General features: G+C 68.6%; 26 protein-coding genes and 2 pseudogenes. 18 read left to right on the top strand and 10 right to left on the bottom strand.

Annotated features, from left to right (window positions below; translation table 11 throughout):
• Positions 1 to 14 precede the first annotated feature (14 nt).
• A complete protein-coding gene (locus tag OG395_RS13685; protein WP_327249329.1) occupies positions 15 to 1,265 on the top strand; it encodes an amidohydrolase in 1,251 nt (416 codons plus the stop codon).
• Between the two features lie 172 nt (positions 1,266 to 1,437).
• Here the strand turns inward: OG395_RS13685 and OG395_RS13680 are convergent, their stop codons facing one another.
• From OG395_RS13680 to OG395_RS13670, 3 genes are all read right to left on the bottom strand, one after another.
• Positions 1,438 to 2,223 carry an ankyrin repeat domain-containing protein gene (locus tag OG395_RS13680; protein ID WP_442818553.1) on the bottom strand — a complete coding sequence of 262 codons (786 nt, stop codon included), beginning with the start codon at positions 2,221 to 2,223 and terminating at the stop codon, positions 1,438 to 1,440.
• A gap of 705 nt (positions 2,224 to 2,928) precedes the next feature.
• The gene (gene cynS, locus OG395_RS13675) at positions 2,929 to 3,399 is read right to left on the bottom strand and encodes a cyanase (protein ID WP_327243166.1); all 471 of its coding nucleotides are present in this window, start codon (positions 3,397 to 3,399) and stop codon (positions 2,929 to 2,931) included.
• Positions 3,400 to 3,477: 78 nt separating this feature from the next.
• A complete protein-coding gene (locus tag OG395_RS13670) occupies positions 3,478 to 4,092 on the bottom strand; it encodes a carbonic anhydrase (protein WP_327243165.1) in 615 nt (204 codons plus the stop codon).
• Between the two features lie 304 nt (positions 4,093 to 4,396).
• Here OG395_RS13670 and cynR point away from each other — a divergent pair, with 304 nt between their 5' ends.
• Both cynR and OG395_RS13660 read left to right on the top strand, forming a co-directional pair.
• Positions 4,397 to 5,305, top strand: a complete 909-nt coding sequence (gene cynR, locus OG395_RS13665) for a transcriptional regulator CynR (protein WP_327243164.1) — start codon at positions 4,397 to 4,399, stop codon at positions 5,303 to 5,305.
• Between the two features lie 78 nt (positions 5,306 to 5,383).
• Positions 5,384 to 6,034 carry a GntR family transcriptional regulator gene (locus tag OG395_RS13660; protein ID WP_327243163.1) on the top strand — a complete coding sequence of 217 codons (651 nt, stop codon included), beginning with the start codon at positions 5,384 to 5,386 and terminating at the stop codon, positions 6,032 to 6,034.
• Positions 6,035 to 6,370: 336 nt separating this feature from the next.
• Here OG395_RS13660 and OG395_RS13655 read toward each other — a convergent pair whose 3' ends face one another.
• Positions 6,371 to 7,300 (bottom strand): carbamate kinase, encoded by a 930-nt coding sequence (locus tag OG395_RS13655; RefSeq protein WP_327243162.1) that lies wholly within the window; start codon positions 7,298 to 7,300, stop codon positions 6,371 to 6,373.
• A 205-nt stretch (positions 7,301 to 7,505) separates the two neighbouring features.
• On the opposite strand from OG395_RS13655, the gene OG395_RS13650 reads away from it, so the two are divergent.
• The 6 genes from OG395_RS13650 to OG395_RS13625 all read left to right on the top strand — a co-directional run bounded on the left by OG395_RS13650 (position 7,506) and on the right by OG395_RS13625 (position 12,400).
• Positions 7,506 to 8,351 (top strand): oxamate carbamoyltransferase subunit AllH family protein, encoded by an 846-nt coding sequence (locus OG395_RS13650; RefSeq protein ID WP_327243161.1) that lies wholly within the window; start codon positions 7,506 to 7,508, stop codon positions 8,349 to 8,351.
• Positions 8,348 to 9,892, top strand: a complete 1,545-nt coding sequence (gene fdrA, locus OG395_RS13645) for an acyl-CoA synthetase FdrA (protein WP_327243160.1) — start codon at positions 8,348 to 8,350, stop codon at positions 9,890 to 9,892. Before OG395_RS13650 ends, fdrA begins: the two co-directional genes overlap by 4 nt.
• The gene (locus OG395_RS13640) at positions 9,889 to 11,316 is read left to right on the top strand and encodes a DUF1116 domain-containing protein (protein ID WP_327243159.1); all 1,428 of its coding nucleotides are present in this window, start codon (positions 9,889 to 9,891) and stop codon (positions 11,314 to 11,316) included. The genes fdrA and OG395_RS13640 overlap by 4 nt, the downstream gene beginning before the upstream one ends.
• 94 nt (positions 11,317 to 11,410) lie before the next feature.
• Entirely contained in the window at positions 11,411 to 12,049 is a 639-nt protein-coding gene (locus OG395_RS13635) for a cytosine permease (protein ID WP_327243158.1), read from the top strand.
• The gene (locus OG395_RS13630) at positions 12,009 to 12,230 is read left to right on the top strand and encodes a hypothetical protein (protein WP_327249327.1); all 222 of its coding nucleotides are present in this window, start codon (positions 12,009 to 12,011) and stop codon (positions 12,228 to 12,230) included. Before OG395_RS13635 ends, OG395_RS13630 begins: the two co-directional genes overlap by 41 nt.
• On the top strand, positions 12,227 to 12,400 hold the full coding sequence (locus tag OG395_RS13625) for a hypothetical protein (protein ID WP_327243157.1): 174 nt from the start codon (positions 12,227 to 12,229) through the stop codon (positions 12,398 to 12,400). The genes OG395_RS13630 and OG395_RS13625 overlap by 4 nt, the downstream gene beginning before the upstream one ends.
• Positions 12,401 to 12,573: 173 nt before the next feature.
• Here the strand turns inward: OG395_RS13625 and OG395_RS13620 are convergent, their stop codons facing one another.
• Positions 12,574 to 13,791, bottom strand: a complete 1,218-nt coding sequence (locus tag OG395_RS13620; protein WP_327243156.1) for a hypothetical protein — start codon at positions 13,789 to 13,791, stop codon at positions 12,574 to 12,576.
• A gap of 474 nt (positions 13,792 to 14,265) precedes the next feature.
• On the opposite strand from OG395_RS13620, the gene OG395_RS13615 reads away from it, so the two are divergent.
• The 3 genes from OG395_RS13615 to OG395_RS13605 all read left to right on the top strand — a co-directional run bounded on the left by OG395_RS13615 (position 14,266) and on the right by OG395_RS13605 (position 16,215).
• On the top strand, positions 14,266 to 14,811 hold the full coding sequence (locus OG395_RS13615; RefSeq protein ID WP_327243155.1) for a DoxX family protein: 546 nt from the start codon (positions 14,266 to 14,268) through the stop codon (positions 14,809 to 14,811).
• 15 nt (positions 14,812 to 14,826) lie between these two features.
• The gene (locus OG395_RS13610; RefSeq protein WP_327243154.1) at positions 14,827 to 14,997 is read left to right on the top strand and encodes a hypothetical protein; all 171 of its coding nucleotides are present in this window, start codon (positions 14,827 to 14,829) and stop codon (positions 14,995 to 14,997) included.
• Positions 14,998 to 15,063: 66 nt separating this feature from the next.
• Positions 15,064 to 16,215: a luciferase domain-containing protein gene (locus tag OG395_RS13605; RefSeq protein WP_327243153.1), complete on the top strand. Its 1,152-nt coding sequence runs from the start codon at positions 15,064 to 15,066 to the stop codon at positions 16,213 to 16,215.
• 243 nt (positions 16,216 to 16,458) lie between these two features.
• Here the strand turns inward: OG395_RS13605 and OG395_RS13600 are convergent, their stop codons facing one another.
• Positions 16,459 to 17,298: a hypothetical protein gene (locus tag OG395_RS13600; protein ID WP_327243152.1), complete on the bottom strand. Its 840-nt coding sequence runs from the start codon at positions 17,296 to 17,298 to the stop codon at positions 16,459 to 16,461.
• An 80-nt stretch (positions 17,299 to 17,378) separates the two neighbouring features.
• On the opposite strand from OG395_RS13600, the gene OG395_RS13595 reads away from it, so the two are divergent.
• Positions 17,379 to 18,623 (top strand): cytochrome P450, encoded by a 1,245-nt coding sequence (locus OG395_RS13595; RefSeq protein WP_327243151.1) that lies wholly within the window; start codon positions 17,379 to 17,381, stop codon positions 18,621 to 18,623.
• Positions 18,624 to 18,682: 59 nt separating this feature from the next.
• Here OG395_RS13595 and OG395_RS13590 read toward each other — a convergent pair whose 3' ends face one another.
• Positions 18,683 to 19,165, bottom strand: coding sequence for a hypothetical protein (locus tag OG395_RS13590; RefSeq protein ID WP_327243150.1), 483 nt, complete (start codon positions 19,163 to 19,165; stop codon positions 18,683 to 18,685).
• 291 nt (positions 19,166 to 19,456) lie between these two features.
• Here OG395_RS13590 and OG395_RS13585 point away from each other — a divergent pair, with 291 nt between their 5' ends.
• Positions 19,457 to 19,642, top strand: coding sequence for a CsbD family protein (locus OG395_RS13585; RefSeq protein ID WP_266979140.1), 186 nt, complete (start codon positions 19,457 to 19,459; stop codon positions 19,640 to 19,642).
• Between the two features lie 257 nt (positions 19,643 to 19,899).
• Here OG395_RS13585 and OG395_RS13580 read toward each other — a convergent pair.
• The 3 genes and pseudogenes from OG395_RS13580 to OG395_RS13570 all read right to left on the bottom strand — a co-directional run.
• A pseudogene (locus OG395_RS13580) lies at positions 19,900 to 20,348 on the bottom strand (SCP2 sterol-binding domain-containing protein); the annotation flags it as partial.
• A gap of 97 nt (positions 20,349 to 20,445) precedes the next feature.
• Positions 20,446 to 20,709, bottom strand: a complete 264-nt coding sequence (locus tag OG395_RS13575; RefSeq protein WP_327243149.1) for a hypothetical protein — start codon at positions 20,707 to 20,709, stop codon at positions 20,446 to 20,448.
• A gap of 217 nt (positions 20,710 to 20,926) precedes the next feature.
• Positions 20,927 to 21,526, bottom strand: a complete 600-nt coding sequence (locus OG395_RS13570; protein ID WP_327249326.1) for a helix-turn-helix domain-containing protein — start codon at positions 21,524 to 21,526, stop codon at positions 20,927 to 20,929.
• On the opposite strand from OG395_RS13570, the pseudogene OG395_RS13565 reads away from it, so the two are divergent.
• The 4 genes and pseudogenes from OG395_RS13565 to OG395_RS13550 form a co-directional block, all read left to right on the top strand.
• A pseudogene (locus OG395_RS13565) lies at positions 21,514 to 22,164 on the top strand (DUF6801 domain-containing protein); the annotation flags it as partial. The gene OG395_RS13570 and the pseudogene OG395_RS13565 overlap by 13 nt on opposite strands.
• A gap of 8 nt (positions 22,165 to 22,172) precedes the next feature.
• A complete protein-coding gene (locus tag OG395_RS13560) occupies positions 22,173 to 22,685 on the top strand; it encodes a hypothetical protein (RefSeq protein ID WP_327243148.1) in 513 nt (170 codons plus the stop codon).
• Positions 22,686 to 22,852: 167 nt separating this feature from the next.
• Positions 22,853 to 23,683 carry a PP2C family protein-serine/threonine phosphatase gene (locus tag OG395_RS13555; RefSeq protein ID WP_327243147.1) on the top strand — a complete coding sequence of 277 codons (831 nt, stop codon included), beginning with the start codon at positions 22,853 to 22,855 and terminating at the stop codon, positions 23,681 to 23,683.
• Between the two features lie 89 nt (positions 23,684 to 23,772).
• Entirely contained in the window at positions 23,773 to 24,792 is a 1,020-nt protein-coding gene (locus OG395_RS13550) for an MASE1 domain-containing protein (protein WP_327243146.1), read from the top strand.
• The last annotated feature ends 143 nt before the right edge of the window (positions 24,793 to 24,935 follow it).

The following is a 24,935-nucleotide window of genomic DNA, read 5'->3' as shown; positions in this document are numbered from 1 at the left end:
AGTTCTCGCACATGATGTTCCGTACCTCAGCGGCCGACCCGTCCACGGCATCCACATCGGCTCGCGCCGACGCCGGGACAAGACCGCTGAGGGACGTGGTCTTCCGTAATGTGCGGCCCTTCGGGGTGCGCGAGCCCGTGGATCTGGTCGTGGTCGACGGCCGGATCGGTGAGGGTGCGGCTCCTGCGGGGGCCGACGTGATCGACGGTGACGGCCGCATCGCCCTGCCGTCCTTCGTGGACGCGCACATTCACCCGGACAAGACGACATGGGGTGGTGAGTGGGTGTCGCGCAAACCAGCCGGTTCGATCGCCGAACTGGCCGAGCAGGACGCGGAGTTGTTCCGCAGCCAAAGGCGTCCGGTGGGGGAGCGGGCGTACGGCCTGATGGCCCACGCGGTGACTCGAGGCACCCGTGCGATGCGTGCGCACGCGGATGTCGCCCCGGCCTACGGGCTGGCGTGCGTGGAAGGGCTCGCCGAGGCTCGTGAGCGCCTGAAGCATGCCCTGGACGTGCAGACGGTGGCGTTCCCGCAGCACGGTGTCATCCGCACACCGGGTACCGAGGACCTGCTCAGGGAGGCGGTCCGCAGCGGGGTCGTGGACTTCATCGGCGGCATCGACCCGATCGGCTTCGACAACGCCATGGACGAGCAGCTGGATCTGGTCTTCGGTCTCGCCGACCGCTACGGCGTCGGGGTGGACATCCACCTCCATGACCGCGGCGACAAGGGCATGCCGGTCCTGCGCAGCATCATCGACCGCACCCGGGCGCTGTCTCTGCGCGGCAGGGTCACCGTCAGCCATGTTTTCTGCCTGCCGTCCCTGTCCGACAGTGAACTGGCAGGTATTGCAAAGGACTTGGCCGATCTCGACATCTCGCTGACGACTGTCGCGCCCAGTGCGTCGCTGGTGCTGCCGGTCGCCAAGCTCCGTGAGCACGGTGTACGGGTCGGTCTGGGCTCGGACGGGGTGCGCGACTCGTGGAGCCCGTTCGGGAACGCCGACATGCTGCACCGTGCGCACATCCTGGGCTGGGTGACCGGCGCGCGCCTGGACCAGGAGCTGACGGACTGCTTCGAGGCGGGCGCGTACGGCGGCGCCGAGGTGATGGGCCTGGACCGGGCCGACCTGCGGCCCGGCTCGCCGGCCGACTTCATCCTCGTACGCGGAGAAGGGCTGCCGCAGGTCGTGGTGGACATGCCCACCCGTGACCTGGTCGTCCATGGCGGCCGGGTCGTCGCCCGCGACGGAAAGCTGGTCTGAGGGGTTGTCCCGTCAGGGATGACGGGACAACCCCGGGCGGTACGACAACGGCGGCCGGTAGGACGTGAGGTCGCCGCAGAGGACGCCCTCGGGGCCCGCACTCCACGCCTCGGACAGGTCGCTGCCGTGGAAGACGCACATCTGTAGTCGCATGCTGCGGCAGGCGGTGCGGTCACTTGCGCAGCAGTCGGGCGATCTCGTCGTAGCCGTGCTCCTCGGCGTGCTCGAGTGCCGTCGTGCCGGACTTGTCCGCGATGGACCTGTCCGCGCCCCCGTCCAGGAGGAGCTTCACGGACTCCTGGTGGTCCTCGCCGCCGTCGCCGAGGATGACGGCCTCCAGGAGGGCGGTCCAGCCGAGGTTGTTGACATGGTTGACGTCGACGTCGATGTCCGGGTTCGTGGTGACCTCCCGGATGTAGTCGACGTGACCGTGCTCGCCGGCCGGGATGAGGGACGTACCGCCGTACCGGTTGACGATGGTGTAGTCGGGGTCGGCCTTCGCCAGGGTGCGTGCCATGGCGGCGCTGCCGGTCACGCCGGTCACCAGCCAGGGCGTGTCGTGCTGCTGGTCCAGGGCATCGGGGTCCGCGCCCGCCTCGACGAGTACCTCGGCCGCCTCCACATGGTCGCCGGTGGCCGCGAGGAGCAGCGGGGTGCGACGGTCGCTGTCGCGCGTCTCCAGGTCCGCGCCCCGCTTGATCGCGCTGCGTATGGCGTCGGCGTCACCGGAACGTGCGCCTTCGAGCAGGTCCCGGCTCGCGGTCGGGTCGGCGACCGAACGCTTGGGGGAGGCCGAGCGCTCGGCCTTGTCCTCGGGGGATGCGGAGTCGGTCCTGCCCGCCGACGGCTTCTGCCGGGCGGACGGGTCACCGTCGGACTGCGTGCTGCACGCGGTCGCGAGTACGGCCAGGCCGGCGAGGGAGACGAACAGGCGAGTGGTGTGGCCCGGAGGGGCCATGGCGTTCCTCTTTCGGTGGGGTGGGGGAGCTGTGGTGGGTGATGTCCTTGGAACTGGGGTCGCGGGGTGCTTCGGTGACCGGGCCGTGGGTGCGAGGGGCAGTACAGCCCATGCTCGGTCCGCTCGTGGGCGTCCGCCGTCGCTGAACCGGTTGGAGATGAGAGGACGTGGGGACGACCCGCGGGTCAGCCGATCGGTTGATGCGCGGGACGTGGGCGCTCATCGTTCCCCGACTCGCCCGCCGGGTGCGCTCCCTCCGGGCCGTCAGGGCGGGACCTCCCGCGGGCGGGGCGATCGGCGCTGTAATGGTTGACCAAATCGTTCAGGCGGTGGGTGCGCCCTCGATCCGTCGACTGCCGCCGTTGTGCCTCTGCCACAGCCGGTGGACGTCGACGGCGGAGCCCTGCGGCCCGTATCGCATCGGCGGTCGGCTGGATTTCTGCGTCCTTGACGATGGCGGTGAGGAAGGGAGGCGTCTGTCCTCTTCAACGTTCTGGCGGGCGAGCTCGATGGTGCGCTGCGCGAAGTTCATGGGGTCCCGCGGGACTGCCTCTCGGCTGCGGGGCGGGTGGCGCTTCGGGGTGGTGCCTCACGGGAGCAAGGGGAGGCGGTGGGCCGGGAGGGGTGTTGCGGCCCACCGCCGCCACCGAGCCTTCGGCGTGCGCCGGTGTTCGAACCCTGACGTGCGCCTTTACTGGCCTATGGTCAGAAAGGCTTGGTCGGCAGGTACTTGCCGTCCAGGGTGATGACGGCCCGCTCGCCGCCCTCGGGGTCGGCGACCTTCTTCACGTCGAGCTTGAAGTTGATCGCGCTGATGATGCCGTCGCCGAACTGCTCGTGGACCAGGGCCTTGAGGGTGGTGCCGTAGACCTGGAGCATCTCGTAGAAGCGGTAGATCGTCGGGTCGGTCGGGATGCCGCCGGGGATGGAGCCACGGGTCGGGATGGTCTGCAGGAGCAGCACCGCGTCCTCGTCGAGGTCGAGGAGCTTGCCGACCGCCTTGGCGGAGTCCTCGGGCAGCGCGTGCTGGCCCAGAACGGCGGCCGTCACAAAGGCCACGGACAGACCGGCCGCGTCGGCGATCTCCTGCCACGTCAAGTCCTTGCTGGTCTTGGCCGCAACAGCGGCCGCGGACACGGCCTCACGGGCGGTGGGGGAGAACTGGGCGTGAACCATGAGGGATTCCTTTCTCGGGTGCCGGCCAGGGGGAGGCGCGGCATGTGAGGGGGAGAGCGGTAACGGAACGGCCGGAGGTCAGGCCGCCGCGGAGCCGCGATCGACGTCGTCGAGCGTCTCGACCGCCCCGGACGCGATGTCGAACATCCAGCCATGCAGCGAGAGTTGCTGTTCGGCGAGCGCGCGGGCCACCGAGGGGTGGGTGCGCAGGTTCTGCAGCTGGGCGACCACATTCGCACGTACGAGGGTGGTCACCCTGGACTCGGCCGATGCGGCGGGAGCCGCGGTCGCCCGAGCCCTGGCGCGGGCCGCGTCCGCATGCCGCAGCCAGTCCGCGATCACCGGCGCCGCGCTCAGGTCGTGCCCCTCGGCCAGGGCGGTCATCGCACCGCAGGCCGAGTGACCGCAGACGACGATGTCGGTCACACCGAGTACGGCAACGGCGTACTCGATGCTTGCTGCGACACCGTCCGCGCCGGGCGCGTAGGCGGGAACCAGATTGCCCGCGGTCCGGATGACGAACAGCTCGCCCGGTTCGCTCTGCGTGATGAGCTCGGGAGTCACCCGGGCGTCAGAGCAACCGATGAACAGCGTCTCGGGCCGGTGATGTGTGGCCAGGCGGGCGAAAAGCTGCTGCTTGGCGGGAAATACGGTACGGCGAAAATGCGCGATGCCGTCTGAGAGATGGTGCATTCGTTCACTCCCATCGGGTGGCCGACCGCCCTTGCGGACCGACGTCATTCACCATGCATGAACCGCACCTATAGTGTCCAAGACTTGATATCCATGACTGCTATAGATGGCATCTATGGGCATGTCCGGCGGGTGTGCAGGGTTGACTGTCAGCGGTCGCTCGTACGGTGCGTGGCGTGACGTGGATCGCGTATGCACGGGGCATCAGTCCATCGACGGAGCAGGAAGCAGGCGCGGAGAAGGCCGCAGTCGACGAGAAGCCCTGGCCAGGAGGGGGCGCGCCCCCGCACCTATAGTTCGGGCCATGGGTCCCGAGCTACGCCACCTCCGCTACCTGATCGCGGTAGCCGAGCACGGCAACTTCACCCGCGCCGCCGAGGAGCTGCACATCTCTCAGCCCACGCTGTCCCAGCAGGTCAAGCAGCTGGAGCGAGTGGTCGGCGTCCAGCTGCTCGACCGCAGCGGCCGCAGTGTCCGGCTCACGGACGCCGGCGACGCCTATGTGCACTACGCCCGGCGGGCCCTGCGGGACCTCGCGGCGGCCGACCGTGCGGTACTCGACGTGGCAGACCTGTCCCGGGGCAGGCTGCGGCTGGCGATGACACCGACGTTCACGGCCTACCTCATCGGCCCGCTGGTGCAGGAGCTGCACACCCGCCATCCCGGGATCACCCTGGAAGTGCGGGAGATGACACAGGATCGCATCGAGGCAAGCCTGTTGGCGGACGAGATCGACCTGGGGATCGCGTTCGAGGCGCCACATCCCGCCGGCATCAGCGCACACGCCTTGTTCACCGAGACCTTGAGCCTGGTCGTCGCGGCCCATGACGCGGATTCCGCGGGGCGGGAGCCGATGCCGCCCAGCAGGTTGGCCGAGCAGCGTCTCGCGCTGCTCAGCAATGACTTCGTCACGCGCGGACACATCGACAGCTACTTCACCGAGCACCGCATCAACCCGCCCATCGCCGTGGAGGCCAACTCCATTCAGGCCCTCATCGAGATCGTGCAGCGCACCCCCTTGCTGGCCACAGTGCTGCCGGACGCCATCACGCACGACCATCCGCACCTCACGACGATCGCCCTCGATCCACCCCTGCCCGCGCGTCGAGTGACCCTCCTGCGCCGCGACAGCGCGTACCAGAGTGCGGCGGCTCGGGCCTTCGCCCGGCTCGCGAGCCGCCTGGTGCGGGAGCGGGGCTACACACCCGCCTGAACGTGACGGGTGCGGTCGGCGGTGTACTAGCGGTATACCAAAGCTGACGTTCCTCGACGTGATGAGAGAATGAGCGGCATGGCAGGTTCTGAAGGCTTCGAGCCCGAGTCGGATCGGGTCACTCGTCAGTTGCGCGACGACATTCTCGATGGTGTGCGTCGGCCCGGCAGCAAGCTCGTCGAGCGTGAGCTGGCCGCCGAGCTCGGTGTGAGTCGGCTGCCCATCCGCGATGCCCTGAAGGCACTGGTGACGGAGGGCCTTGTGACGCCCCGGCCGCGGACCTGGGCGGTGGTGCGGGAGTTCAGCCCCACCGACGTCTCGGACCTGGGCGAGGTGCGTTCCGCGCTGGAGACGCTGACGTTCCGGCTGGCGGCTCAGCGGCGTACCCGCGCGGGGCTGGAGAAGCTGCGCGCCGACCTCGATGCCGAGCTGGAGGCGGCGCGGTGCGGAGACGCCGTACAGGCGCGGCGCGCCGCGGCCGACTTCCACGAGACAGTGACGTCACTGGCCGCGAACGAGCTGCTGAGCGAGCTGGAGCGCACCCTTCGCAGCCGCATGCGCTGGCTGCTCAGCCGGCACGACGACCTGCTGGGTGTGGCGAGGGAGCACGAGAGTCTCTACGACGCGATCGTGGCGCGGGACGTGCCGCGCGTCGAGGAGCTCGTGCTGAAGCACTTGGAGATGGGCCGCAGCGCGGCTGCGGCCCATCTGCGGTCCTCCAAGGAGTAGGCGGAGCCGGTCGGTTGAGCGACGCGCGGGCGCTCGTGCGGCGGCTCCTATGAAGGTGAACCCCTTCGCGTGACCCCCTTCGCGTGCACCAAGGTGATTCCCTTGGCGCACGCGAAGGCGCCCCCCTCGGCTCAGAGCCTGTCGGGTGACCTCTGATCGGGCGGCCACGCCCTGGCACGCACGCTTCCCGCGTTGCCGAAATATCCTAGTAGCTCCTTCCCCAGGCTCTCAGCTTCGTTCGAGCAGGGGAGACCCCATCCGAGGGCATCCCGCCGCCTTGGAATCGCACGCACCAGACCGCGTCCGCTATCCGATCGAAGGTCACCCGACAGGCTCTCAGACGAAGACGATCCCATCGGCGACATCGGAGCGGATCTCCGTGCCGACCCTTCGCGCCAGGAGGTCGTCCAGGCGGTCCAGCGGGCCGATGAGCGCGCGTCCGCCGGCCTTCGCGACCCGCATCGCGGCATCCACCTTCGGCTTCATCGATCCTTCGGCGAAGGCCAGCTCGGAGATGGCTTCCGGCGAGGCCGTGAGGATGTCCCGCTGCTCGGGCGTCCCCCAGTTCTCGCTGACGTAGTCGCCGTCCGTGAGCATGACCAGCATGTCCGCCTTGAGTTCGGCGGCGAGGGCGGCGCTGGCGAGGTCCTTGTCGACGACCGCCTGCAGACCGGTCTGGCGGCCCTTGCTGTCGGTCTTGACGGGCACGCCGCCACCGCCGACGCACACGACGAGCCGGTCGTTCTCCAGGAGGGTGCGGACGAGGGGCGCCTGCACGATACGCAACGGGTGGGGCGAGGGGACGACGCGGCGGAAGCCGGCGCCGTCACGCGCGATGGTCCACCGGTATTCGGCCGCCGCGTCGGCGGCGTCGTGGGCGGAGTACATGGGGCCGATCAGCTTGGTGGGGTGGCTGAACGCGGGGTCGGACTCGTCGACCTCGGTGGTCGTGAGGACCGCCGCGACCTCGCGCCGGCCACCCAGTGCGTTCGAGAGCTCCTGCTGGATGACGTACCCGATCATGCCCTGTGTCTCCGCGCCCAATATGTCGAGCGGGTACGCAGCGACGTCCTGGTAGGCCAGGTTCTGCAGGGCGAGCAGGCCCACCTGCGGGCCGTTGCCATGGGTGATGACCACCTCGTGCTCGCCGGCGAGTCCGGCGAGTGCCTCACAGGATGCCCTGACGTTCGCGCGCAGATGGTCCGCCGTCATCGGCTCGCCTCGCCGTGCCGACGCGTTGCCTCCGAGAGCCACGACGATGCGCATGGACTCCTCCTCCGACTAGTTCGCTTCCGGCTGCAAAATGGTATACCAGTCTCCAGCGGTTGAGGTTAAAGGACGCAGCGCGCCCTGGCGGTCCGGTCGGACAGGAGTGGCGGTGGTGTCGGTGAGCGCGACTGCGGTTCTGCGCCCGTGTTCCGGTGATGCTGTGCTCCTGGCGCACCTGCGCATGCTCAGGGGGCGCGGGAGTGTGGAGAGCGTCTTTCGGGGCGTGATCAACCTGTTGTTGCCGGATGGCGGGCTGATGGCGCTGGCTGCACGGGGGAGTGGGGACGCCCCCCGGACCCTTGTCGTGGACATCGCGCACTGGCTCGACCGTGGGGTGGAAGCGGGTCGGGTCGTCGAGTTCGGCCCGGACGGCATCGTCCTGCAGGGCGCTTTCGGTGGCCTTCGGGTCTCCGTGCGGGGGGCCGCGGAATGGCATCCCATTCTGCCGCGCCTTGACTCCCTGACACCGTCGGAGCTTGCAGTTCCGGCCCGGGCCCTGCACCACCTGGTGTCCGTCGACGGCGAGCTCGGTGGGATGCTCGGCGTATCGCCGGGTGCTGCGCCGATGGAGGTGGCTGTCTGCACGGCGCTGGAACACGGACGCGATGCGCTGGTGCGGGCCGTACGCTCCTCGGACACCGTCGGCATGCGCGACGCCGTCCTCGCCCTCCTGGGCCTCGGCCCCGGACTCACCCCGGCCGGCGACGACTTCCTCACCGCCATCGCCCTGCTGTCGTCGCTCGACGGCAGCGGGCTCGGTTTGTTCGCCCGGGTACTCCACGACGTACTCGACGAGCAGCCCGGCCGTACGACGCTGTTGAGTACGACCACCCTGCGTGAGGCACTGTCAGGACGCGTCCGTGCCGAACTGGTTGATGTGTTGTGCTCCCTTGCCGCCACCCCCGGGCAGAGCGAAGTGCAGGCGGTCGAAACCGTCCGAGCCCCGGTCCGCCGCGCGTTGGCCCACGGCCACACCTCCGGCACCGACACCTTGTCCGGTCTGGTGACCGGGCTTCACCTGGAGAGAGAACTGCGAGGTTCGCTGTGAGCATCACAGCAGTCGTCAAGAAGAACACCTACTTCGACTCTGTATCCCTGATGGCCATCTCGACGAAGGCGAACAGCCTCGACGAGGTGGAGCAGGCCTTCGTGGCCATGGGCACGGAGATGAACAAGGGGGTGCTGGGCAACCTCGGCCTGCTCACACCCGAACTCGAAGCCGCGGGCAACGGCGACCTCATGGTCGTGGTCGAAGCCCGCGAGGGAGCCGACGCCGACGAGGTCCTCGTGCGTGTCGAGGAGCTCCTCCAGCGCAAGGCGTCCGCCACGGGCGAGGCGACCATCACCCACCGGACCATCGCGGCCGCGGCGCAGGACAACCCGGCCGCCAACCTCGCCGTGATCGCGGTCAACGGCGCCTACGCCGGCCGTGAGGCCCGCAAGGCCCTTGAGAATGACCTGCACGTACTGCTCTTCAGCGACAACGTCCCGGTCGAGGAGGAGGTCGCCCTCAAGGAACTGGCCCACGAAAAAGGCCTGTTGATGATGGGCCCGGACTGCGGCACCGCGATCATCAACAATGTCGCCCTGTGCTTCGGCAACGCCGTCCGCCCCGGCTCGGTCGGCGCGGTCGCCGCATCGGGCACAGGCGCGCAGGAGGTCAGCGTCCGCATCCACGCCCTGGGCGCGGGTGTCTCGCAGCTCATCGGCACCGGCGGTCGCGACCTGAGCGAGCAGGTCGGCGGCATCATGATGATCGACGGCATCCGGGCGTTCGCTGCCGACCCGGCCACCAGCGTGATCGTGCTCGTCTCCAAGCCGCCGGCCCCCTCGGTCGAGAAAAAGGTGCTTGCCGAGATCGCCACCGCGGGCAAGCCCGTCGTCGTCTACTTCGTCGGAGGCTCCGAGGAAGCGGTCGTCGCGGCCGGCGGACACTTCGCGTCCGGCAGCCAGGACGCCGCCCTGCAGGCGGTACGTCTCGGCGTGAACCCGGACGCGGCCGTCGAGCCGCTCGACACACGCCGGATCGACGAGGTCGCCGCTCTCCTCAAGCCGGAACAGCGTTTCGTACGCGGCCTGTTCTGCGGCGGCACGCTGTGCGACGAGTCGATGTACGCGATGCTCGAGAGCGGCGACGACGTATGGAGCAACATCCAGAAGGACCCCGAGCGCCGGCTGACCGCCGACAGCCCCAGCACGGGGCACACGTTCCTCGACTTCGGTGACGACGACTTCACCAACGGCCGCCCGCACCCCATGATCGACCCCTCCCTGCGGCTGGCCCGCCTGGTCGAGGAGGCCAAGGACCCGGAGGTCGCCGTCGTCGTCATGGACTTCGTCCTCGGCTTCGGCGCCCACGAGGACCCGGTCGGCGTCACCCTGCCGGCCATCGAGCAGGCCAAGGGGATCGCCGCCGAAGCGGGCCGCCACCTGGAGATCGTCGGCTACGTCCTGGGCACGGACCTCGACACCCCGGCGTCGGCCGACCAGATCGCCGCCCTGCAGGCAGCCGGCGTCACCGTCACCCGCAGCAGCACCGAGACGGGCCAGTTCGCCCGTGCCATAGCCCGGAAGGTCAAGCACGCATGAGCAACCGCATCACCAGCCTCTTCGAGAGCGACCTCGACGTCGTCAACGTCGGCCTGGCCATGTTCGACGAGGACATCGCCGCCCAGGGCGCCAAGGTCACCACGCTCGACTGGACGCCGCCGGGTGGAGGCAAGCCCGAGATCCTCGCCGCCCTCGACGCCCTGGAGATCCCGGAGGTTGCCGCGCGGATCGAGGAGGCCAACGCCCTCGCCGTCGAACGGATCGCCAACTCGCGGCCCATGCTGACCGGTTTCGGCCGCGCCATCGACGTCGTACCCGGCATGACCCCGACGACGATCCTGCACGCGGGACCGCCCATCACCTGGGACCGCATGGCCGGAGCGATGAAGGGAGCCGTCACCGGTGCGCTCGTCTTCGAGGGCCTCGCCGCCGATCTGGAAGATGCCGCCGCACTCGCCGCCTCCGGTGGGATCACCTTCTCGCCGTGTCACGAGCACGACTGCGTCGGTTCGATGGCCGGAGTCACCTCCGCGTCGATGTACATGCACATCGTCCACAACGAGACGTACGGCAACACGGCGTACACCAACCTGTCCGAGCAGATGGCGAAGATCCTCCGCATGGGGGCGAACGACGAGTCGGTGATCGAGCGGCTCGTCTGGATGCGCGACGTCCTCGGCCCCATGCTCAAGGAAGCCATGGAGATCGGCGGCCCCATCGATCTGCGGCTGCTGCTCTCGCAGGCGCTGCACATGGGCGACGAGTGCCACAACCGCAATATCGCGGGCACCCTGCTGCTCCTGCAGGCGCTCGCCCCGTCCCTGCTGCAGACCGGCTTCACCACCGAGCAGAAGAAGGAAGTCTTCGACTTCATCGCCAGCTCGGACTACTTCTCCGGCCCGACGTGGCTGGCCATGGCGAAGGCCGCCATGGACGCGGCCCATGGCATCGAGGGCTCGACCATCGTCACCACGATGGCCCGCAACGGCGTCGAGTTCGGCGTACGGGTCAGTGGCCTGGGCGGAAACCAGTGGTTCACCGGCCCCGCCCAAAAGGTCGTCGGCCCGATGTTCGCCGGATACAAGCCGGAGGACTCCGGTCTCGACATCGGCGACAGCGCGATCAGCGAGACCTACGGCTTCGGCGGCTTCGCCATGGCCACCGCGCCCGCCATCGTCGCCCTCGTCGGCGGCACCGTGCAGGAGGCCATCGGCTTCACACGCCAGATGGGCGAGATCACCACGGCACAGAGCCCCAACGTCACCATCCCCATGCTCGACTTCCAGGGCATCCCCACCGGGATCGACGTACGCAAGGTCCTGGCCACCGGGATCCTGCCGGTCATCAACACCGCGATCGCCCACAAGGAAGCGGGCATCGGCATGATCGGCGCCGGCATCACACACCCGCCCGTCGAGGCCTTCGAGAAGGCAGCCAAGGCCCTCGCCGACTTCCTCATCTGACCACGCGCCAGGTCATGTCGCCCCACTCCCGTCCGCCCTCCCGGCGACCGCGGGAGTGGGACGACAGGACCTGCCCCACCTCGGAGACTCGCCCATGGACAGTCGTATACCCGTCGCGGCCGATGCCGCGCACCCGAGCACAGAGCTCGACTCGGAGTACGAGCACAGCCCCGTTCCCCAGGAACGGCGTAAGTCCCTCCTGACCGTGTCGGCCGTGTGGTTCGGATTCCCGATGATCCTCACCAACGCCGTACCCGGCGGGGTCGTCGTCGCCGTCCTGGGTTTCTGGCGCGGGCTGGCCCCCATCCTCGTCGCCAACCTCGTCATGTTCGTGTACGTCGGTCTGCTCAGCCATCGAGCGGGCAGCACCGGCGAGAACTTCGCCCTCCAGGCCACGAAGACCTTCGGCCGCGTCGGTCATGTCGTTGCCTCCGGCTTCCTGGCCACGATCGTCGTGGGTTGGTTCGCCTTCAACACCGGTGCCACCGGAGCGACCCTCAACCAGGCCTTCGGCTGGCACGAACAACTCGTCGCCGTACTCGCGGGCGCGACCTTCGTCGCGATCACCTATCTCGGCATCCGCGCCCTGTCGTGGCTCGGTGCCGTCGCCGCGCCGCTGTTCATCATCGTCGGTCTGATAGCCATCGTCATCGTGTCCCGGGACCACAGCCTGGGCCGACGTCGACTTCCACCTGTACATCGCCGAGGCTTCCCACAACTGGCTACTCGGTGACCTCTACCGGAACATGAGCGACGCCCTGTGGGAGACCGTCAAGGCCAATCAGTGCATGGACGACGCGGGCGACGACCCGTTCCACACCGCGCTGTTCGAGGCCGTACTCGCCGGCGATCCGATCGCCGCGACCGCCGCGGCGTTGTCCATCCTGGACGACTACACCGACGGGGAACCGTGACCACCGCCGATCTGCTGGTCCACAACGCCGACCTGGTCGTCACCATGGACGAGGCACCGGGCGACCTGCCCGGCGGCAGGGGTGTCCGCGATTTGCTCGGTCCGGTCGGCAGTGACTGCAGATTGTGCGACGGGGCGGCACCGGTTCGGGGCGGCACCGGCGCGCGATGATGGTGCCGGCCTCGGGCCGACGGGAATCGCGCCCCGGCGATCGCACGACTGGCTCGAACCGTGGACCCCGGGCGGTCGTCGGCGCCCACGTCATCGACGTGGCCGGGCGTGCCGTCGGCCATCCTCGCGCGTGCGCGACGATCGCACGCCACAGGCGCTGCTGACGTACTGGCTCAGCGCCATCGCCGCGCGTGCGCGGCGATGGCTCCCAGCACCTCGGGCATGTCCTGCTCCGGCGCCCCTATCAGCACCCGCGAGCCACGCCCCGGCCCGTCCAGTACCTCGCAGACGGCGACCAGCGGATGGGTCGCCTCTGCCCCCACCTGCTGGTACCGGCCCTTCGGTCTTCTCGATCGCGATTCCTCGTCCATGTAGGGGGTGATCGAGTACCGCCGTACCGCCCGCGGATCACTGCGGAACGGCGGCCGTACGGCGAGCACCCGCAGCGGGCCCGGCAGCGGCTTCAACGCCACCTTCGCGCAGGGGTCGGGAGTCGTGCCCAGCACCCCGGGCCCCACGTACAGCGGGCCCTTGATGTCCAGCTTCCACGGGCCCGTTCCCGCGACGGCGCCGTCCACCGCGTGCACCTCGACCGGTTCGACCGGCTCCACCTCGCACTTGCGCGGCAGCCGCGTCCGCGTCCACCACCGCAGCCACAGCAGGGTCGGTACCAGCAATGCCACCGCCGCCACCGCGAAGCCCCGCACCACCGCTTCGGGCCGTGGCGCGATCAGCGCCACCAGCGCGCCGACACCGCCCGCGCCCCCCAGCGCGAGCGCCGGTGCCAGCCACTGCCAGGCCATCGTCAGCGGATTGCGCCGCCCGCGCAGCAGCAGCCACAGCGCCGCCCACAGCGGCCCGAGGCCGATCCCGCACAGCGCGGAGGTCAGGGCGGCGGGCCCGCTGAAGAGCCGTCCCGGGTAGTGGCCGGTGCGCACGGTGGCCGTGTCGTCGCCCTCACCGGCCTGGATCATCCGTACCGATCCGCGCCACCACAACAGAGTCACCGGCTCCCCGGTCCGTGCCCGTCCGTACACCGAGTCCCGCTCCTCGTGCGAGCGGTGGTCGCGGTAGCGCAGCTCCATCGCGCGCTTGTCCGCCCGGGTCAGCTCCAGCGTGTACACCGTGGACGCGCGCTTGAGCTCGTAGTCGGTGTCCCGCACAGTGACGCGTTCCCGCTGCATGCAGTACGGCTTGCGATAGTGGTCCCCACACACCTTCAGCTGGTCGGTGGGGTGCCCGTCCTCGATCACCGCCACCTTCGCGAAGTCCACGTCGTCGGCGCGCAGCCGTTCCGCCCGCTGCCAGAGCGGCCAGGCCGCCCCCAGCAGCACGGCGGCCAGCAGCAGGCACACGCCCCCACGGACGACGTCCCCGATCCCGCCCCTCATACGCTCCCTCATCACTGTCTCGTGAATACATATGTGACAGCCGGCACCCCGTCATGGATGTGCGCGTCGTCGACACGCGCCACGCACCGGCCGCCGGTGGCCGCGGAGACGCACTGTGGTCCGCGACCGATGGGTCGGCCGGCTCCTGACCGTCGAGGAAGAGACGTTTGCGATGGTGCCGGTGACCGTGGGCACATTACGGCACCAGTTGTCCTCGCCGTAGGGCGTCACCGTGACCGTCCTGCCCGATTCCGGGTCCGGCGAACGCCGGTGGATGCTGCGCTCCTCGCGCTGCCGACGAGGACAACGCGGGACAACCGGGGTGTACCGGCGGCAGCCTGCCGGGCCCAGGGGCGAAGTTCGGGAGGTCATCGTGACGGCGAACAAGTTGCTTGAAGTTTCACGCAACAGGTAGGCTTCTCCTAACGCTTGAAAGTTCAACTTCCACTCCCTGTAGAAGGGCACGTGTAAAAAATGACCTCCATCCTGCACACCACCCCCTCCTCCTCCGGCGCTCGGGCGGAGGGCCCCTCTCTGCACGCCTACGATGTGGGGCTGCTGATTCTGCGCCTGGTTCTCGGTCTGACAGTGGCCGCCCACGGCGCGCAGAAACTCTTCGGCTGGTTCGGTGGCGGCGGGCTTGAAGGCTTTGGTCAGTTCTTCACCATGAGTGGCTATCCTTCCGGCGAAACCATGGCGCTGATTGCCGGACTCAGTGAAGTCCTCGGCGGACTCGGCCTTGTGTTCGGGCTGCTCACGCCGCTCGCGGGCGCGGCCGTGCTCGGCACAATGATCAACGCGCTGGCAGTCAAGTGGGGCGGCGGTTTCTTCGCCCCGACGGGTGTCGAGTACGAACTCCTGCTGTCCGCAGGTGCGGCCGGGCTGGCCCTCACCGGTCCGGGCAGGTTCGCCGTCGACCGTTTTCTCCCCGGGCTGCGGGCCCATCGGCTTGGATACGGCGTCGCGGCCCTGGTGCTTGCCGCTGTGATCGCTGCTCTCGTGCTGCTCATCCGTAACTGACCACAGTTGGTCGCTGTGCACCTCTCCAGCAACGTCCTCTGCTTCGTCGTCGAGCACGAGCTGCACGGACGGGAGGCCCAGGACACGGATCGTGAGCACGAGCCGGGCCTTTTCACCATCTCACCCACCGCCGGAAACAACCGGCCTCAGCGGACCGGCCGGGCCCTGCTCGGCCCCACCGCCTGAAGGGACAGCATTCGTGAGCACTACTCCTGCGACACCGACCCACGGCACTGACACGGGAGGCGCGTGGTGAGCCGTTTCGACACACCTGTTGTGGTGACCCGAGGAGACGCGGAGGGGCCACTCGTCGTTCTGTTGCACGGCCGCGGCTCGCGTGAGACCGAGATCATCGGGCTGGCGGACGCTCTGCCCCGTGGCCTTTCCTACGCGGCGGTTCGCGCTCCCATCGCTGAACACGGCGGCTTCGCCTGGTTCGCCAACCGTGGCATCGGCCGTCCCGTCGCGGAGTCGCTGCGGGCCACCATGGACTGGTTCCGGCTGTGGCTCGACGGCATCGCCCCGCCGGGCCGCCCGGTCATTCTCGTCGGCTTCAGCGGCGGAGCCGCCTTCGCGGGAGGTCTTCTGCTGGATGATCCCGCGCGGTTCGCCGGTGCGGCGATCCTGTACGGAACGTTGCCGTTCGAGGCAGGGGTGCCCACCGATGTCGCACGGCTCGCCGGAGTGCCCGTCTTCGTCGCACAAGGCGATCACGACCAGGTCATTCCCCGCGACCTGCTCGACCGGACATGGCGATACCTGACCGTCGAGTCGGGGGCACCCGCGATCTCCCGGCGTGACCAGGTCGGCCATGGAATCGCCCGTGACGCACTGGCGGCCCTGGCAGGCTGGCTGGTCGAGCGGGCAGCCTTCCTCGCCCGGCAGGGAGGGCCGGTACCTGCGCCGGCTCATTGGGAGACGTTGTCCGGGGACCTTCCGGACCGGGCCGGTCCGCGTCCCGACGTCAGTACGACGATTCCTCAGCGGCAACGTACCGACAACGCACCTGTCGAGGTGCAGGAGAAGCTGTTCGCCCGGCTGAGCGCGCTACCCGGCGTACACAGCCGTCAGTCCGCCCTCTCCGTCCCGGGCGCGCGTGGATTCATGGTCACGGCACCGCAGGCCGGGCCCGACGACGCGTTCCTCGTACCGCATGCCGGGGAGTTCGCCCACCTGCACCCTGCCCCCGACGGTTCGCTGCATGTCGCGCTGCCTGTGCACTTGGCTGCCGACGCGGTCGCGCACGGCTGGGCCGTGGCACATCCGCTCGCCGGAGTCCGGCTCGCTCCGGGCATGGTGCTTGTCCACGGGCCTCGAGACGAAGCCGAACTCGACATCGTCACGTCCATCGTCGCCACCAGTCACACCTGGGCCTCCGGCCGGCACCGCCCGACCACGGAATGACGCGAGCAGCTCGGTACCGGAGTGGCGCCTTCTGTCCGATCGCGCCGCGACGGTCGGAGAGGTGATGGCTCCGGGATGGCAGCCCCACGTGACGCGCCGTGCCGGTCGGGCAGCGCGAAATCGGCGCGGATGACGCCCAGCTGTCGGGCTGGGCGCCGTGGGAATCCAGAGCCGTTCCTCGACCCGCTCCGGCCGGGCGCCGGAGACGGTCCGGGTCCGCATGCGGGGGGACGACCGGACAGGTCAGCGCAGCAGGGCCCGTACCGACGTCTTCATCCGGGCCACGAACGCCTCCCGCACCTCGTCCGTCACCCGGTCCAGCGAGAGATACGGATTGAGGTCTTCCAGCTCGACGAGCAGCAGGTCACCGTCCGCCGTCCGGCACGCGTCGACGCGCTGGATGCCGTGCGCGAGGTCGTTCCACTCCACGAACCTGCGGGCGAAGTCCAGATCCGCCGTCGTCGGCTCGTACGGTTCCAGTACCCAGCGCTGCTCGGGGTGCGGTGCGTGGAGCGCGTACTGGAAGTCGCGGTCGATGAAGAAGAAGGACACCTCGTAGCGGAAGTCGATCCTCGGTTGGACGAGCACGCTGCCGTCCGGCTCGGCGCCCACCTCGGCCGCGAGCGCGTCGGGCCTGACGAAGCGCAGCCCGACCGAGTCCGCGCCCAGCTTCGGCTTGATCACATACTCGGCCGCCCCGGGCAGCAGCCCCAGATCGCCCGCCCGGTCCACGGTCGCGATCACCGGGTACTCCGCGGCGCTCAGATCGACGAGATACTGCTTGCCCGCCATGTCACCGCGCCCGGTCAGCGGGTTGTACACCGGCACCTTCCGCTCGCGGGCGCGGGCGCAGAACGCGTCGTACGCCTCCTGGTAGTGCAGCACCGGGCCGCTGTTGCGGACAACGACGGCGTCGAAGCCGTCGAGCAGCGCGGCCGCGTCGCGCGGATGACAGAGCGCGACATCGAATTCCTCGCGCAGCCGCGAGGTGAGAAAGATGTCCTCGTCGCAGTAGCGGCGGCCGCGCGCCGGGTACGCGAGGTCGGTGACGAAGAGGACGGACGGGCGCGGACCGGCGGGCATGACGTTCTCCCAGGGGGTATGGGTGCGGACAGCGGATCAATAACCTTGATGGCGTTGCCCGTTCACCACGTTGGAGCATCATGACCTCTGCCCCACAGGAGTCGCACGTGTCGCCACTGCCCGACATTCTCTCGCCCGCCTTCGCCGCCGACCCCTACGGGGCCTACCGGACCATGAGGGAGAGCGCCCCGCTGATCCACCACGAGGCCACGGACAGTTACCTCGTCTCCCGGTACGAGGACGTCGAGCGGGTCTTCAAGGACAAGGCGGGAGAGTTCACCACCGACAACTACGACTGGCAGATCGAACCGGTGCACGGCCGGACGATCTTGCAGCTCAGCGGCCGTGAGCATGCGGTGCGCCGGGCCCTGGTCGCCCCCGCCTTCCGCGGCACCGACCTCCAGGAGAAGTTCCTGCCGGTCATCGAACGCAACGCGCGCGAACTCATCGACACCTTCCGGCACACCGGCGAGGCCGATCTCGTCGGAGGGTTCGCCACCCGCTTCCCGGTCCTCGTCATCGCCGACATGCTCGGGCTGGATCGCGCGGACCATGACCGCTTTCACGCTTGGTACACCACCGTCATCGCCTTCCTCGGCAACCTCGCCGGGGATCCGGAGGTCGCTGCGGCAGGCGAGCGGACCCGCCAGGAGTTCGCCGCGTACATGATCCCGGTCATCCAGCAGCGCCGGGGCGCGCTCGGTGACGATCTGCTCTCCGCGCTCTGTGCCGCCGAGGTCGACGGCGTACGGATGAGCGACGAGGACATCAAGGCGTTCTGCAGCCTGCTGCTCGCGGCGGGCGGCGAGACCACGGACAAGGTCATCGCCTCGGTCTTCGCCAACCTGCTGACCCATCCGGAGCAGCTCGCGGCGGTACGGGAGGACCGCAGCCTCATCGACCGGGCGTTCGCCGAGACGCTGCGTTACACCCCGCCGGTCCACATGATCATGCGTCAGGCGGCGACGGAGGTGGAGCTCAGCGGCGGTACGGTCCCGGCCGGCGCCACCGTCACGTGTCTGATCGGCTCCGCCAACCGGGACGAGTCCCGATACCACGAACCCGACCGGTTCGACCTCTTTCGCACGGACCTGACCAGCACCACCGCGTTCTCGGCCGCCGCAGACCATCTGGCGTTCGCGCTCGGCCGGCACTTCTGTGTCGGGGCGCTGCTGGCCAGGGCGGAGGTGGAGACCGCGGTCAACCAGCTGCTGGACGCGATGCCCGACCTGCGGCTCGCGGACGGATTCACGCCCGCTGAACAGGGCGTCTTCACCAGGGGGCCGCAATTGCTGCCGGTACGGTTCAGCCCTGCCTCCGGTTGACCGGAGCGACCCTCAGCCGATGCGCGAACAGACGTCGTCCGTGGACCCGTTGAACATATTCAGCGTCCTGTACCCGGTGGAGCTGATGGCGAGGGTGTAGACGCCTCGATGCGGTATTCGCCGCGTGGCAGATTGCCGTTGTTCTCACCCACGCCGACGAGCACCGGCCCGACCACGTGCCAGAGCTGCGAGTGGTCGGTGTGGATGTCGACGATCGCGCTGCCACCGGCATCGGCGTCGTAGTAGGCGCCGGTGTCGGTGTTGGTGACCCGGACGACCAGATCGCCCCTGAACGCGATCTTCGAGGGGGATTCGTCCGGATGGGCGACCAGTACCTTCTTCACGACCTCGTCGACGATCGGTTCGGTGTGGATGGGGAAGTCGCAGCGGGCTCCGGCCGGATAGTCGAACGATGGGGTGGGGGAGGGCGCCCAGCCGTCCTTCCCGGGTGCTGCGGTCTGGGCGGAGGCGGGCGCGGCACCCAGCAGTGCCGAGGCGAGTGTCGTGACGACTGCCAGCGCGGAAAGGGTGGTTGGTCGCATGGAATCTCCCCTGGGGGCACGCATGCGAGGTTGTGGCCGACGTCGCCCCCCTGTGCGTCGGTCGCATGTGATCGTAGGGGTTTCGCGTCTCACCCGGCCATCCCCTACGGCGTCTCGATCGGCGCTGATGGGTGGCCGGGGCGGGCGCAGGGTCGCACTTACGGTTCGGCGCCGGTGCCACAACGGGTTCGGGGCGGCGGAATCGGTGGGGTCGCCCATCCCACGGCAGGCGGTATGGGTCGATGTGTCCTACGTTAGGCAGGCACAATCCGTACGATCCAAGGAGCTGTAGTGAGTAGCGGAAGCGCCAAGGACAAGGCCAAGGGCAAGGCCAAGGAAGCCATGGGCAAGATGACCGGCGACCGAAGCAAGAAGGTCGAAGGCAAGACGGACCAGGCCAAGGGCCAGGTCAAAGGTGCCGTGCACCACGCGGGCGAAAGCGTGAAGGGTGTGAAGGACTCCCTCAAGCACGACTAGGGTATTTCGTTTGGATGAGGCTGGATCGGGGAGCGGAGCGTCGTCTACCGGCGACAACACGGCAGTTGTGCGTGCCGGACCCCGTGAGCCCGACAGGATCCGAACGAGAGGCCCCAGGCATCGCGCCCGCAGAGAGCCCCTCGTCCGCATGGGCGGGGGGCTCAGGCGCGGTCGGCTGTCGGGCCGGTCTCCGGACGCGTCCGCGGAGGTGTGGTGCCCGGCGGCGGCTGTGCTTCGAGGTGAAGATCCTCGCCCGACGAGGCCGGGCCGACATCACCGGCCACCTTCAGCTTGCGCATCATGAACATGTTCATGGGATTGCCGTTGCCGGAGGCGAGCTTGAGGAACTCCGCCGGACCCATCACGAGCGTCGTACGCGGCTCGGCCTCCGAGTGGCCCTCGCTGACGCGGCATGCGGCGCCGGAGATGGAGGTCTCGAAAACATCGTCGCCCCGGCCGTCGTCCGCGGTGATCTTCCAGCGGATGAGCGCCTGGGGCTGTCCCGCGGCCTCCGGGCGGAACTGTTGTTTCATCCGGCCGAGGACCTCCCGCAGGATGCGGGCGCGGAGTTCGCCGTGCATGACCTTTCACCGAGCTGCTCGACGGACAGTCCCTTGACGATCCGCGCGAACTCCTCGAGGGAGACGACCGAGAAGTCGAGTCCGGCCAGAGCGTCGACGAGGTTGCCGCTGGTGTTGTCGGCCACGCCAGTTCATTACTCTAAAGTAAACTTACTTTGGAGTAATGTAGGGCCGTGCCGTCCCTTCGCAAGGGAGACGCGGAGCGGGCGGGATGCGGGTCAGTCACCAGGAGCTGCCGGGGCACACCGCCAGCCGGGGATGGTGGGCGGCCAGGACCTTGTTGGCCCGGGCCAGTTCGGACAAGGCCTGCTCGCGATCGGCCTGGTCCTCGATGCCTAGCCGGGGGCCGCGGAACCTGCGGACCTCCCGTGCGGCGCACTCGGCGTCGAACTCCGCCTGCACGATGTGCGGCGGGATGCAGGACCCGATCAGTTCGGCGACCCGGTCCGGGATCGGCACGGGGATGAGGAGGTGCGAGGCGGTCATGGGGGTTCCCTCTCGGATGGTTGACCAGGAGGTGGTGCTCCGCGGCCGCCGGGTGGGCGGTCGACTCCTCCTTATGTAACGGGACGCAGTTCCGGGTTTCTCATTGAGAACGTCTCCGTCTGGCAACCGTTTGAGAGTGACCGGCTATTTTCCCTTACCCGTAAGTAAGTTGACTCCACGTGAGGTACGTGCTCGGTCGGAATCCGCGCTGCGCCGATCAGAGGGGCGCGTCGTCGCTGCGGGTGCGCAGCTGCATCGCACGCAGCACTGCCTCGGTCGAGAACCGCGACTCGGGGTCGACGAGTTGCTCGTCGAAGATGGTCTCCAGATTGCGCATCCGGTAACGGACCGTCTGCGTGTGTACGTCGAGCAGCTCGCCCAGCTGGGCGGCGGTGCCGCGGGTTTCGAGCCAGATCCGCAGCGTCTCGATCAGCCGCTCGCGCCGGTTGGCGCTGATCTCCGCGATGGGCGCGAGTTCGCGCCGGGCGAGCTGGTCGAGGAGGACCGGGTCGGAGAGGAGCCACAGGGTGATGAGGTGGTCCTGGCAGAGGACGACGGGCGCGTCGTCGATGACGCCCGTATCGATGAGTTCGCTCCGCCCCTCGTACACCTCGAACCGGCCGAACCTGCGGCGCATTTCATCGCGCAGTGCGGAGGGGGCGGCCGGTTCGGCGACCTGGTCCACGAAGACGGAGATGCTCTGTTCCACGCCGACGCGGATGCCCTGTTCGTACGGTCCGTCGAGCAGTCGCGCGTACGCCGGGTACGCGCGGGTGACCTCCAGTCCGACGGCCGGTCCAACCGGGGCCCGCGACAGTCGCCCTGGCGCTGTCGCGGACCGATCTCGATGGGCTGCTCCCGACGGGTACCGATGCGGTGGTGAGCACAGCGACGCTCACAGTGAAGGTGGTGCACGGCGATCGGTCGGCCGAAGCGTCGTGGGCGGACCTCAGAGCTCCGGGCACCCCGCTTCCCACGGATGGCGAGGTGCGGCTCGTCCACTCGGGAGAGGTCCCGTCCGTGACGGTGGGTGCTCCAGATGATGTCAGCTTCACCGCTGGGGAATTGACGGTCGAGCTGCGTTCTGCGACAACATGGGGTCAGGAGAGCGGCTCGGGCCTCGCAGCACTGACGTGTGAGCCGGCGGAGGAGCAGGACGGGCACCTTGCGACCACAGCGGTGTCGCGCGACCCGGATGCTGAACCGTCCGAGGCGCCCGGCACGGCGGAGCCCGGCGGCTCGGACGCGCAATCCGGTGACGGCATCACGGTGGACCCGAAAGACACGCCTGCCGAAGGTGCCGATCCGTGCCCGGTCGAACCGGCTCAAGGGCAGTTGGACCCGAGCGACGCACCGAAGCCGCCGGAGGGCGATCCCATCAGAGAGACCGATGTCCCACGGGTGGAAGCTTCGGTTGCGCCTATGCGGTCGGGATCGCCAATGTGCGAAAGCTGAATGGGGTCATGGTGATCAACGACCCCAGTCGCAGTCCTGCGCTGATCGGCCTCATGGCGGTCAAGCACACAGCGAATCGCTCTCCGAGAGCCAAGGGTGGTTGCTATATCCGCATTGACTCGCTGGGAAACTTGAAGCTTCCGGATGTCGAATCCACCTTTTTGACTTTCGGATTTCAGCCGGTGACCGCGAAAGTGAAGTTCGAGAACGGGCCGATCGCCATCTCCACGGGAGATATCGGTTCCGGCGTCGAAAGGATGACGTATTCCTGGGTCTCCTTCAGGCAATTCCTACGCCTCTATGATGTGAAGATCAATGGCACTCCTTTGGATGTGGGGAGCAACTGCAGGACGGCCACGCCTTTCAAGGTGGTTCTCAATGGGGGAGCGAAATACGTCAATGTCTTTCTCGGCGGACCACTGGAGGGAGAGATCGAGATCCCGCCGTTCTCCGGCTGCGGAACAGCTTGCGAAGACCTGGACCTCCTGTTCACGGCTTCCTCTCCGGCCCCGGGAACGTGATCACCATGAACCGGGGCATCTCCTGTATTCCCACGCGGACGAGTCGCACCAACAACCGTGACCCCATCCGTCGAGGTTTTCTGCACCGTCGGCCAGTAGTCCGGCCCTCCGGTGCGAAGAGAACTAAGGTGGTACACGGGTCATGTAGGAACGCCCCCGGAGGGGCCATGCGCCGACACCGCACCACCCATCCCGACAGCGCACAGGAAGCCCTGCTCACCCTCGGGCGTCTTGTCGACCAGGCGCTGGAGCGGATCAGGGTCCAGCGGGCGCGTGTGGAACTGGCCGAGGCATTGCAGCGCCATCTGCTCCCGCCCCAGCTTCCGCAGCTGCCCCGCCTGGCCATCGCGGCCCGCTACACCCCTTCGCATGACGGTCTCGACGTCGGGGGCGACTGGTACGACGCCTTTCCGATGACGAACGGGGCGGTCGGGATCGCCATCGGTGACGTGCAGGGTCACGACGTGGAAGCCATTGCCTTCATGGGACAGGCCCGCACCAGCCTGAGGGCCCTCGCCTGCGCCACGACCGATCCGGGCGAGGTGCTGAGCCGCGCCAATGATCTGCTCATTTCCATGGGCTGCGGCCTTTTCGCGACCTGCTGCTTCCTGACCTTCGACCCGCTCAGCGGCGCGCTCGCCATCTCCCGGGCAGGCCACATTCCGATGGTCTGGGCCACGTCCGCCGGTCACTCCGGCATCATCCTCGACAGCGGCGGCCCGCCCCTGGGCATTCTCCCCGGGGAGATCTATCCGGTGACGCGACGACGGCTGGAGGAGCCGGGATCGTTGGTCATGGTCACCGATGGGGTGGTGGAAGGACCGACCTACCCGATCGAGAAAGGGCTGGAGGAGGTGGTGCGGCGGGTGTGCAGTGGTTACGACGGCGATCCCGACGACCTGGCAGGTGAAGTGGTGAAGGTGGCCGATCTGACGGGCCACTGCGACGATGCCGCCGTCCTCGTCGTTCGATATGCCGGCCTCCCCGGCGCCGGGTAGCCATGGCCCGCGATGCATGCTCCGCGCTGCAACGACCGAGGTGGCTCCCGGCGCGTCCTGGCCGGTAGAGCCCTTCCAGGTGGTGTCTGATGACTGCCGTGGTGACCAATCCGGAGCTTCGGCGCAAGGGCGTCGCGACTCTTCTGGTCCTCGCTGTCGCAGCCGCCTACTACGGTGCCGCCCGGCTGGGCCTTCTCGAACAACTGGTGCGCGGACAAGTCACGCCGCTCTGGCCCGCTACCGGCATTGCCCTGGCCGGTCTGCTCGTCTTCGGACTCCGGATCTGGCCGGGCATTGCGATCGGGGCGTTTCTGGCGAACGTGTCCATCGGGCCGACGGCTCTCACCGTTCTGGTCATCATGGTGGGAAACACGCTCGCACCGGTGTGCTCCTATCTGATGCTGCGGCGTGCGGGGTTCCACAACGACCTGGACCGGCTGCGCGACGCGCTGGCGCTGGTCTTCATCGGTGCCCTGGGCGGGATGCTCATCAGTGCGACCGTGGGCAGCAGCGTGCTGGTGCTTTCCGGCGCCGTGTCCACAGGCGATTTCTGGCCCACGTGGTCGGTGTGGTGGACGGGCGACGCCATGGGTGTGCTGGTCGTCGCACCGTTTCTGCTCGTCCTTCGCGAGGCGCGGTGGCCTTGGGGTGTGGCACTCCGGCGGTGGGTCGAAGCGGCGGCCCTGTTGCTCGGCACTCTTGCGATCACGCTCCTGGTGACGGGCAGCAGCAGTGCCTCCCTGCTCTTCCTTGTCTTCCCGTTCCTGATCTGGGCCGCGTTCCGCTTCGAACGCGCCGGCGCCGCGTCGTGTGCGCTCGGAGTCTCCACGCTGGCGATTCTGGCCGCCGGTCGTGGGGCCGGCCCCTTCGCCCATAGGGACCTCTTCACCAATATGGTCACGCTCCAGGCCTTCAACGGCGCCACGGCACTGACCGCGCTGCTGCTCGCGGCGGTCATCACCGAGCGAAACCGTACCCACGACGAGATCAAGCGTCTCTGCGCGCGGCTCACCGACATGGTGGAGGCCATGCCGGACCACCCGGTCACCGACCAGTGGCTGACGTCCGGCGATCCCGACGACCCGGACGGCCGTGCCGACGATCGTTAGGGATGCCGGGCCGACGACTTCTCCGTACGCGCCCCGGTGGGGCAACCCGAGGGCACCATCCCCAGGAGCCCCGGTGCGGGCGGCCCGAACTAGCCCCATCCTCCGCACATGACCGGATCGGATGATCCGGTCATGTGGCCGGT

The sequence above is a fragment of the Streptomyces sp. NBC_01320 genome (assembly GCF_035974375.1).
GTDB lineage: Bacteria > Actinomycetota > Actinomycetes > Streptomycetales > Streptomycetaceae > Streptomyces > Streptomyces yanii.
This window is presented reverse-complemented; position numbering and strand designations above follow the sequence as displayed.

What these genes read in the sequence shown, in the direction of transcription:
- cynR (WP_327243164.1), top strand. Translation starts at nt 4,397, where the DNA reads ATGGGTCCCGAGCTACGCCACCTCCGCTACCTGATCGCGGTAGCCGAG.
- OG395_RS13615 (WP_327243155.1), top strand. Translation starts at nt 14,266, where the DNA reads ATGACCTCCATCCTGCACACCACCCCCTCCTCCTCCGGCGCTCGGGCG.
- OG395_RS13640 (WP_327243159.1), top strand. Translation starts at nt 9,889, where the DNA reads ATGAGCAACCGCATCACCAGCCTCTTCGAGAGCGACCTCGACGTCGTC.
- OG395_RS13560 (WP_327243148.1), top strand. Translation starts at nt 22,173, where the DNA reads ATGGTGATCAACGACCCCAGTCGCAGTCCTGCGCTGATCGGCCTCATG.
- OG395_RS13555 (WP_327243147.1), top strand. Translation starts at nt 22,853, where the DNA reads ATGCGCCGACACCGCACCACCCATCCCGACAGCGCACAGGAAGCCCTG.
- OG395_RS13660 (WP_327243163.1), top strand. Translation starts at nt 5,384, where the DNA reads ATGGCAGGTTCTGAAGGCTTCGAGCCCGAGTCGGATCGGGTCACTCGT.
- OG395_RS13550 (WP_327243146.1), top strand. Translation starts at nt 23,773, where the DNA reads ATGACTGCCGTGGTGACCAATCCGGAGCTTCGGCGCAAGGGCGTCGCG.
- OG395_RS13670 (WP_327243165.1), bottom strand. Translation starts at nt 4,092, where the DNA reads ATGCACCATCTCTCAGACGGCATCGCGCATTTTCGCCGTACCGTATTT.
- OG395_RS13685 (WP_327249329.1), top strand. Translation starts at nt 15, where the DNA reads ATGTTCCGTACCTCAGCGGCCGACCCGTCCACGGCATCCACATCGGCT.
- OG395_RS13620 (WP_327243156.1), bottom strand. Translation starts at nt 13,791, where the DNA reads ATGAGGGGCGGGATCGGGGACGTCGTCCGTGGGGGCGTGTGCCTGCTG.
- OG395_RS13575 (WP_327243149.1), bottom strand. Translation starts at nt 20,709, where the DNA reads ATGACCGCCTCGCACCTCCTCATCCCCGTGCCGATCCCGGACCGGGTC.
- OG395_RS13590 (WP_327243150.1), bottom strand. Translation starts at nt 19,165, where the DNA reads ATGCGACCAACCACCCTTTCCGCGCTGGCAGTCGTCACGACACTCGCC.
- OG395_RS13680 (WP_442818553.1), bottom strand. Translation starts at nt 2,223, where the DNA reads ATGGCCCCTCCGGGCCACACCACTCGCCTGTTCGTCTCCCTCGCCGGC.
- cynS (WP_327243166.1), bottom strand. Translation starts at nt 3,399, where the DNA reads ATGGTTCACGCCCAGTTCTCCCCCACCGCCCGTGAGGCCGTGTCCGCG.
- OG395_RS13655 (WP_327243162.1), bottom strand. Translation starts at nt 7,300, where the DNA reads ATGCGCATCGTCGTGGCTCTCGGAGGCAACGCGTCGGCACGGCGAGGC.
- OG395_RS13595 (WP_327243151.1), top strand. Translation starts at nt 17,379, where the DNA reads ATGACCTCTGCCCCACAGGAGTCGCACGTGTCGCCACTGCCCGACATT.
- OG395_RS13635 (WP_327243158.1), top strand. Translation starts at nt 11,411, where the DNA reads ATGGACAGTCGTATACCCGTCGCGGCCGATGCCGCGCACCCGAGCACA.
- OG395_RS13600 (WP_327243152.1), bottom strand. Translation starts at nt 17,298, where the DNA reads ATGCCCGCCGGTCCGCGCCCGTCCGTCCTCTTCGTCACCGACCTCGCG.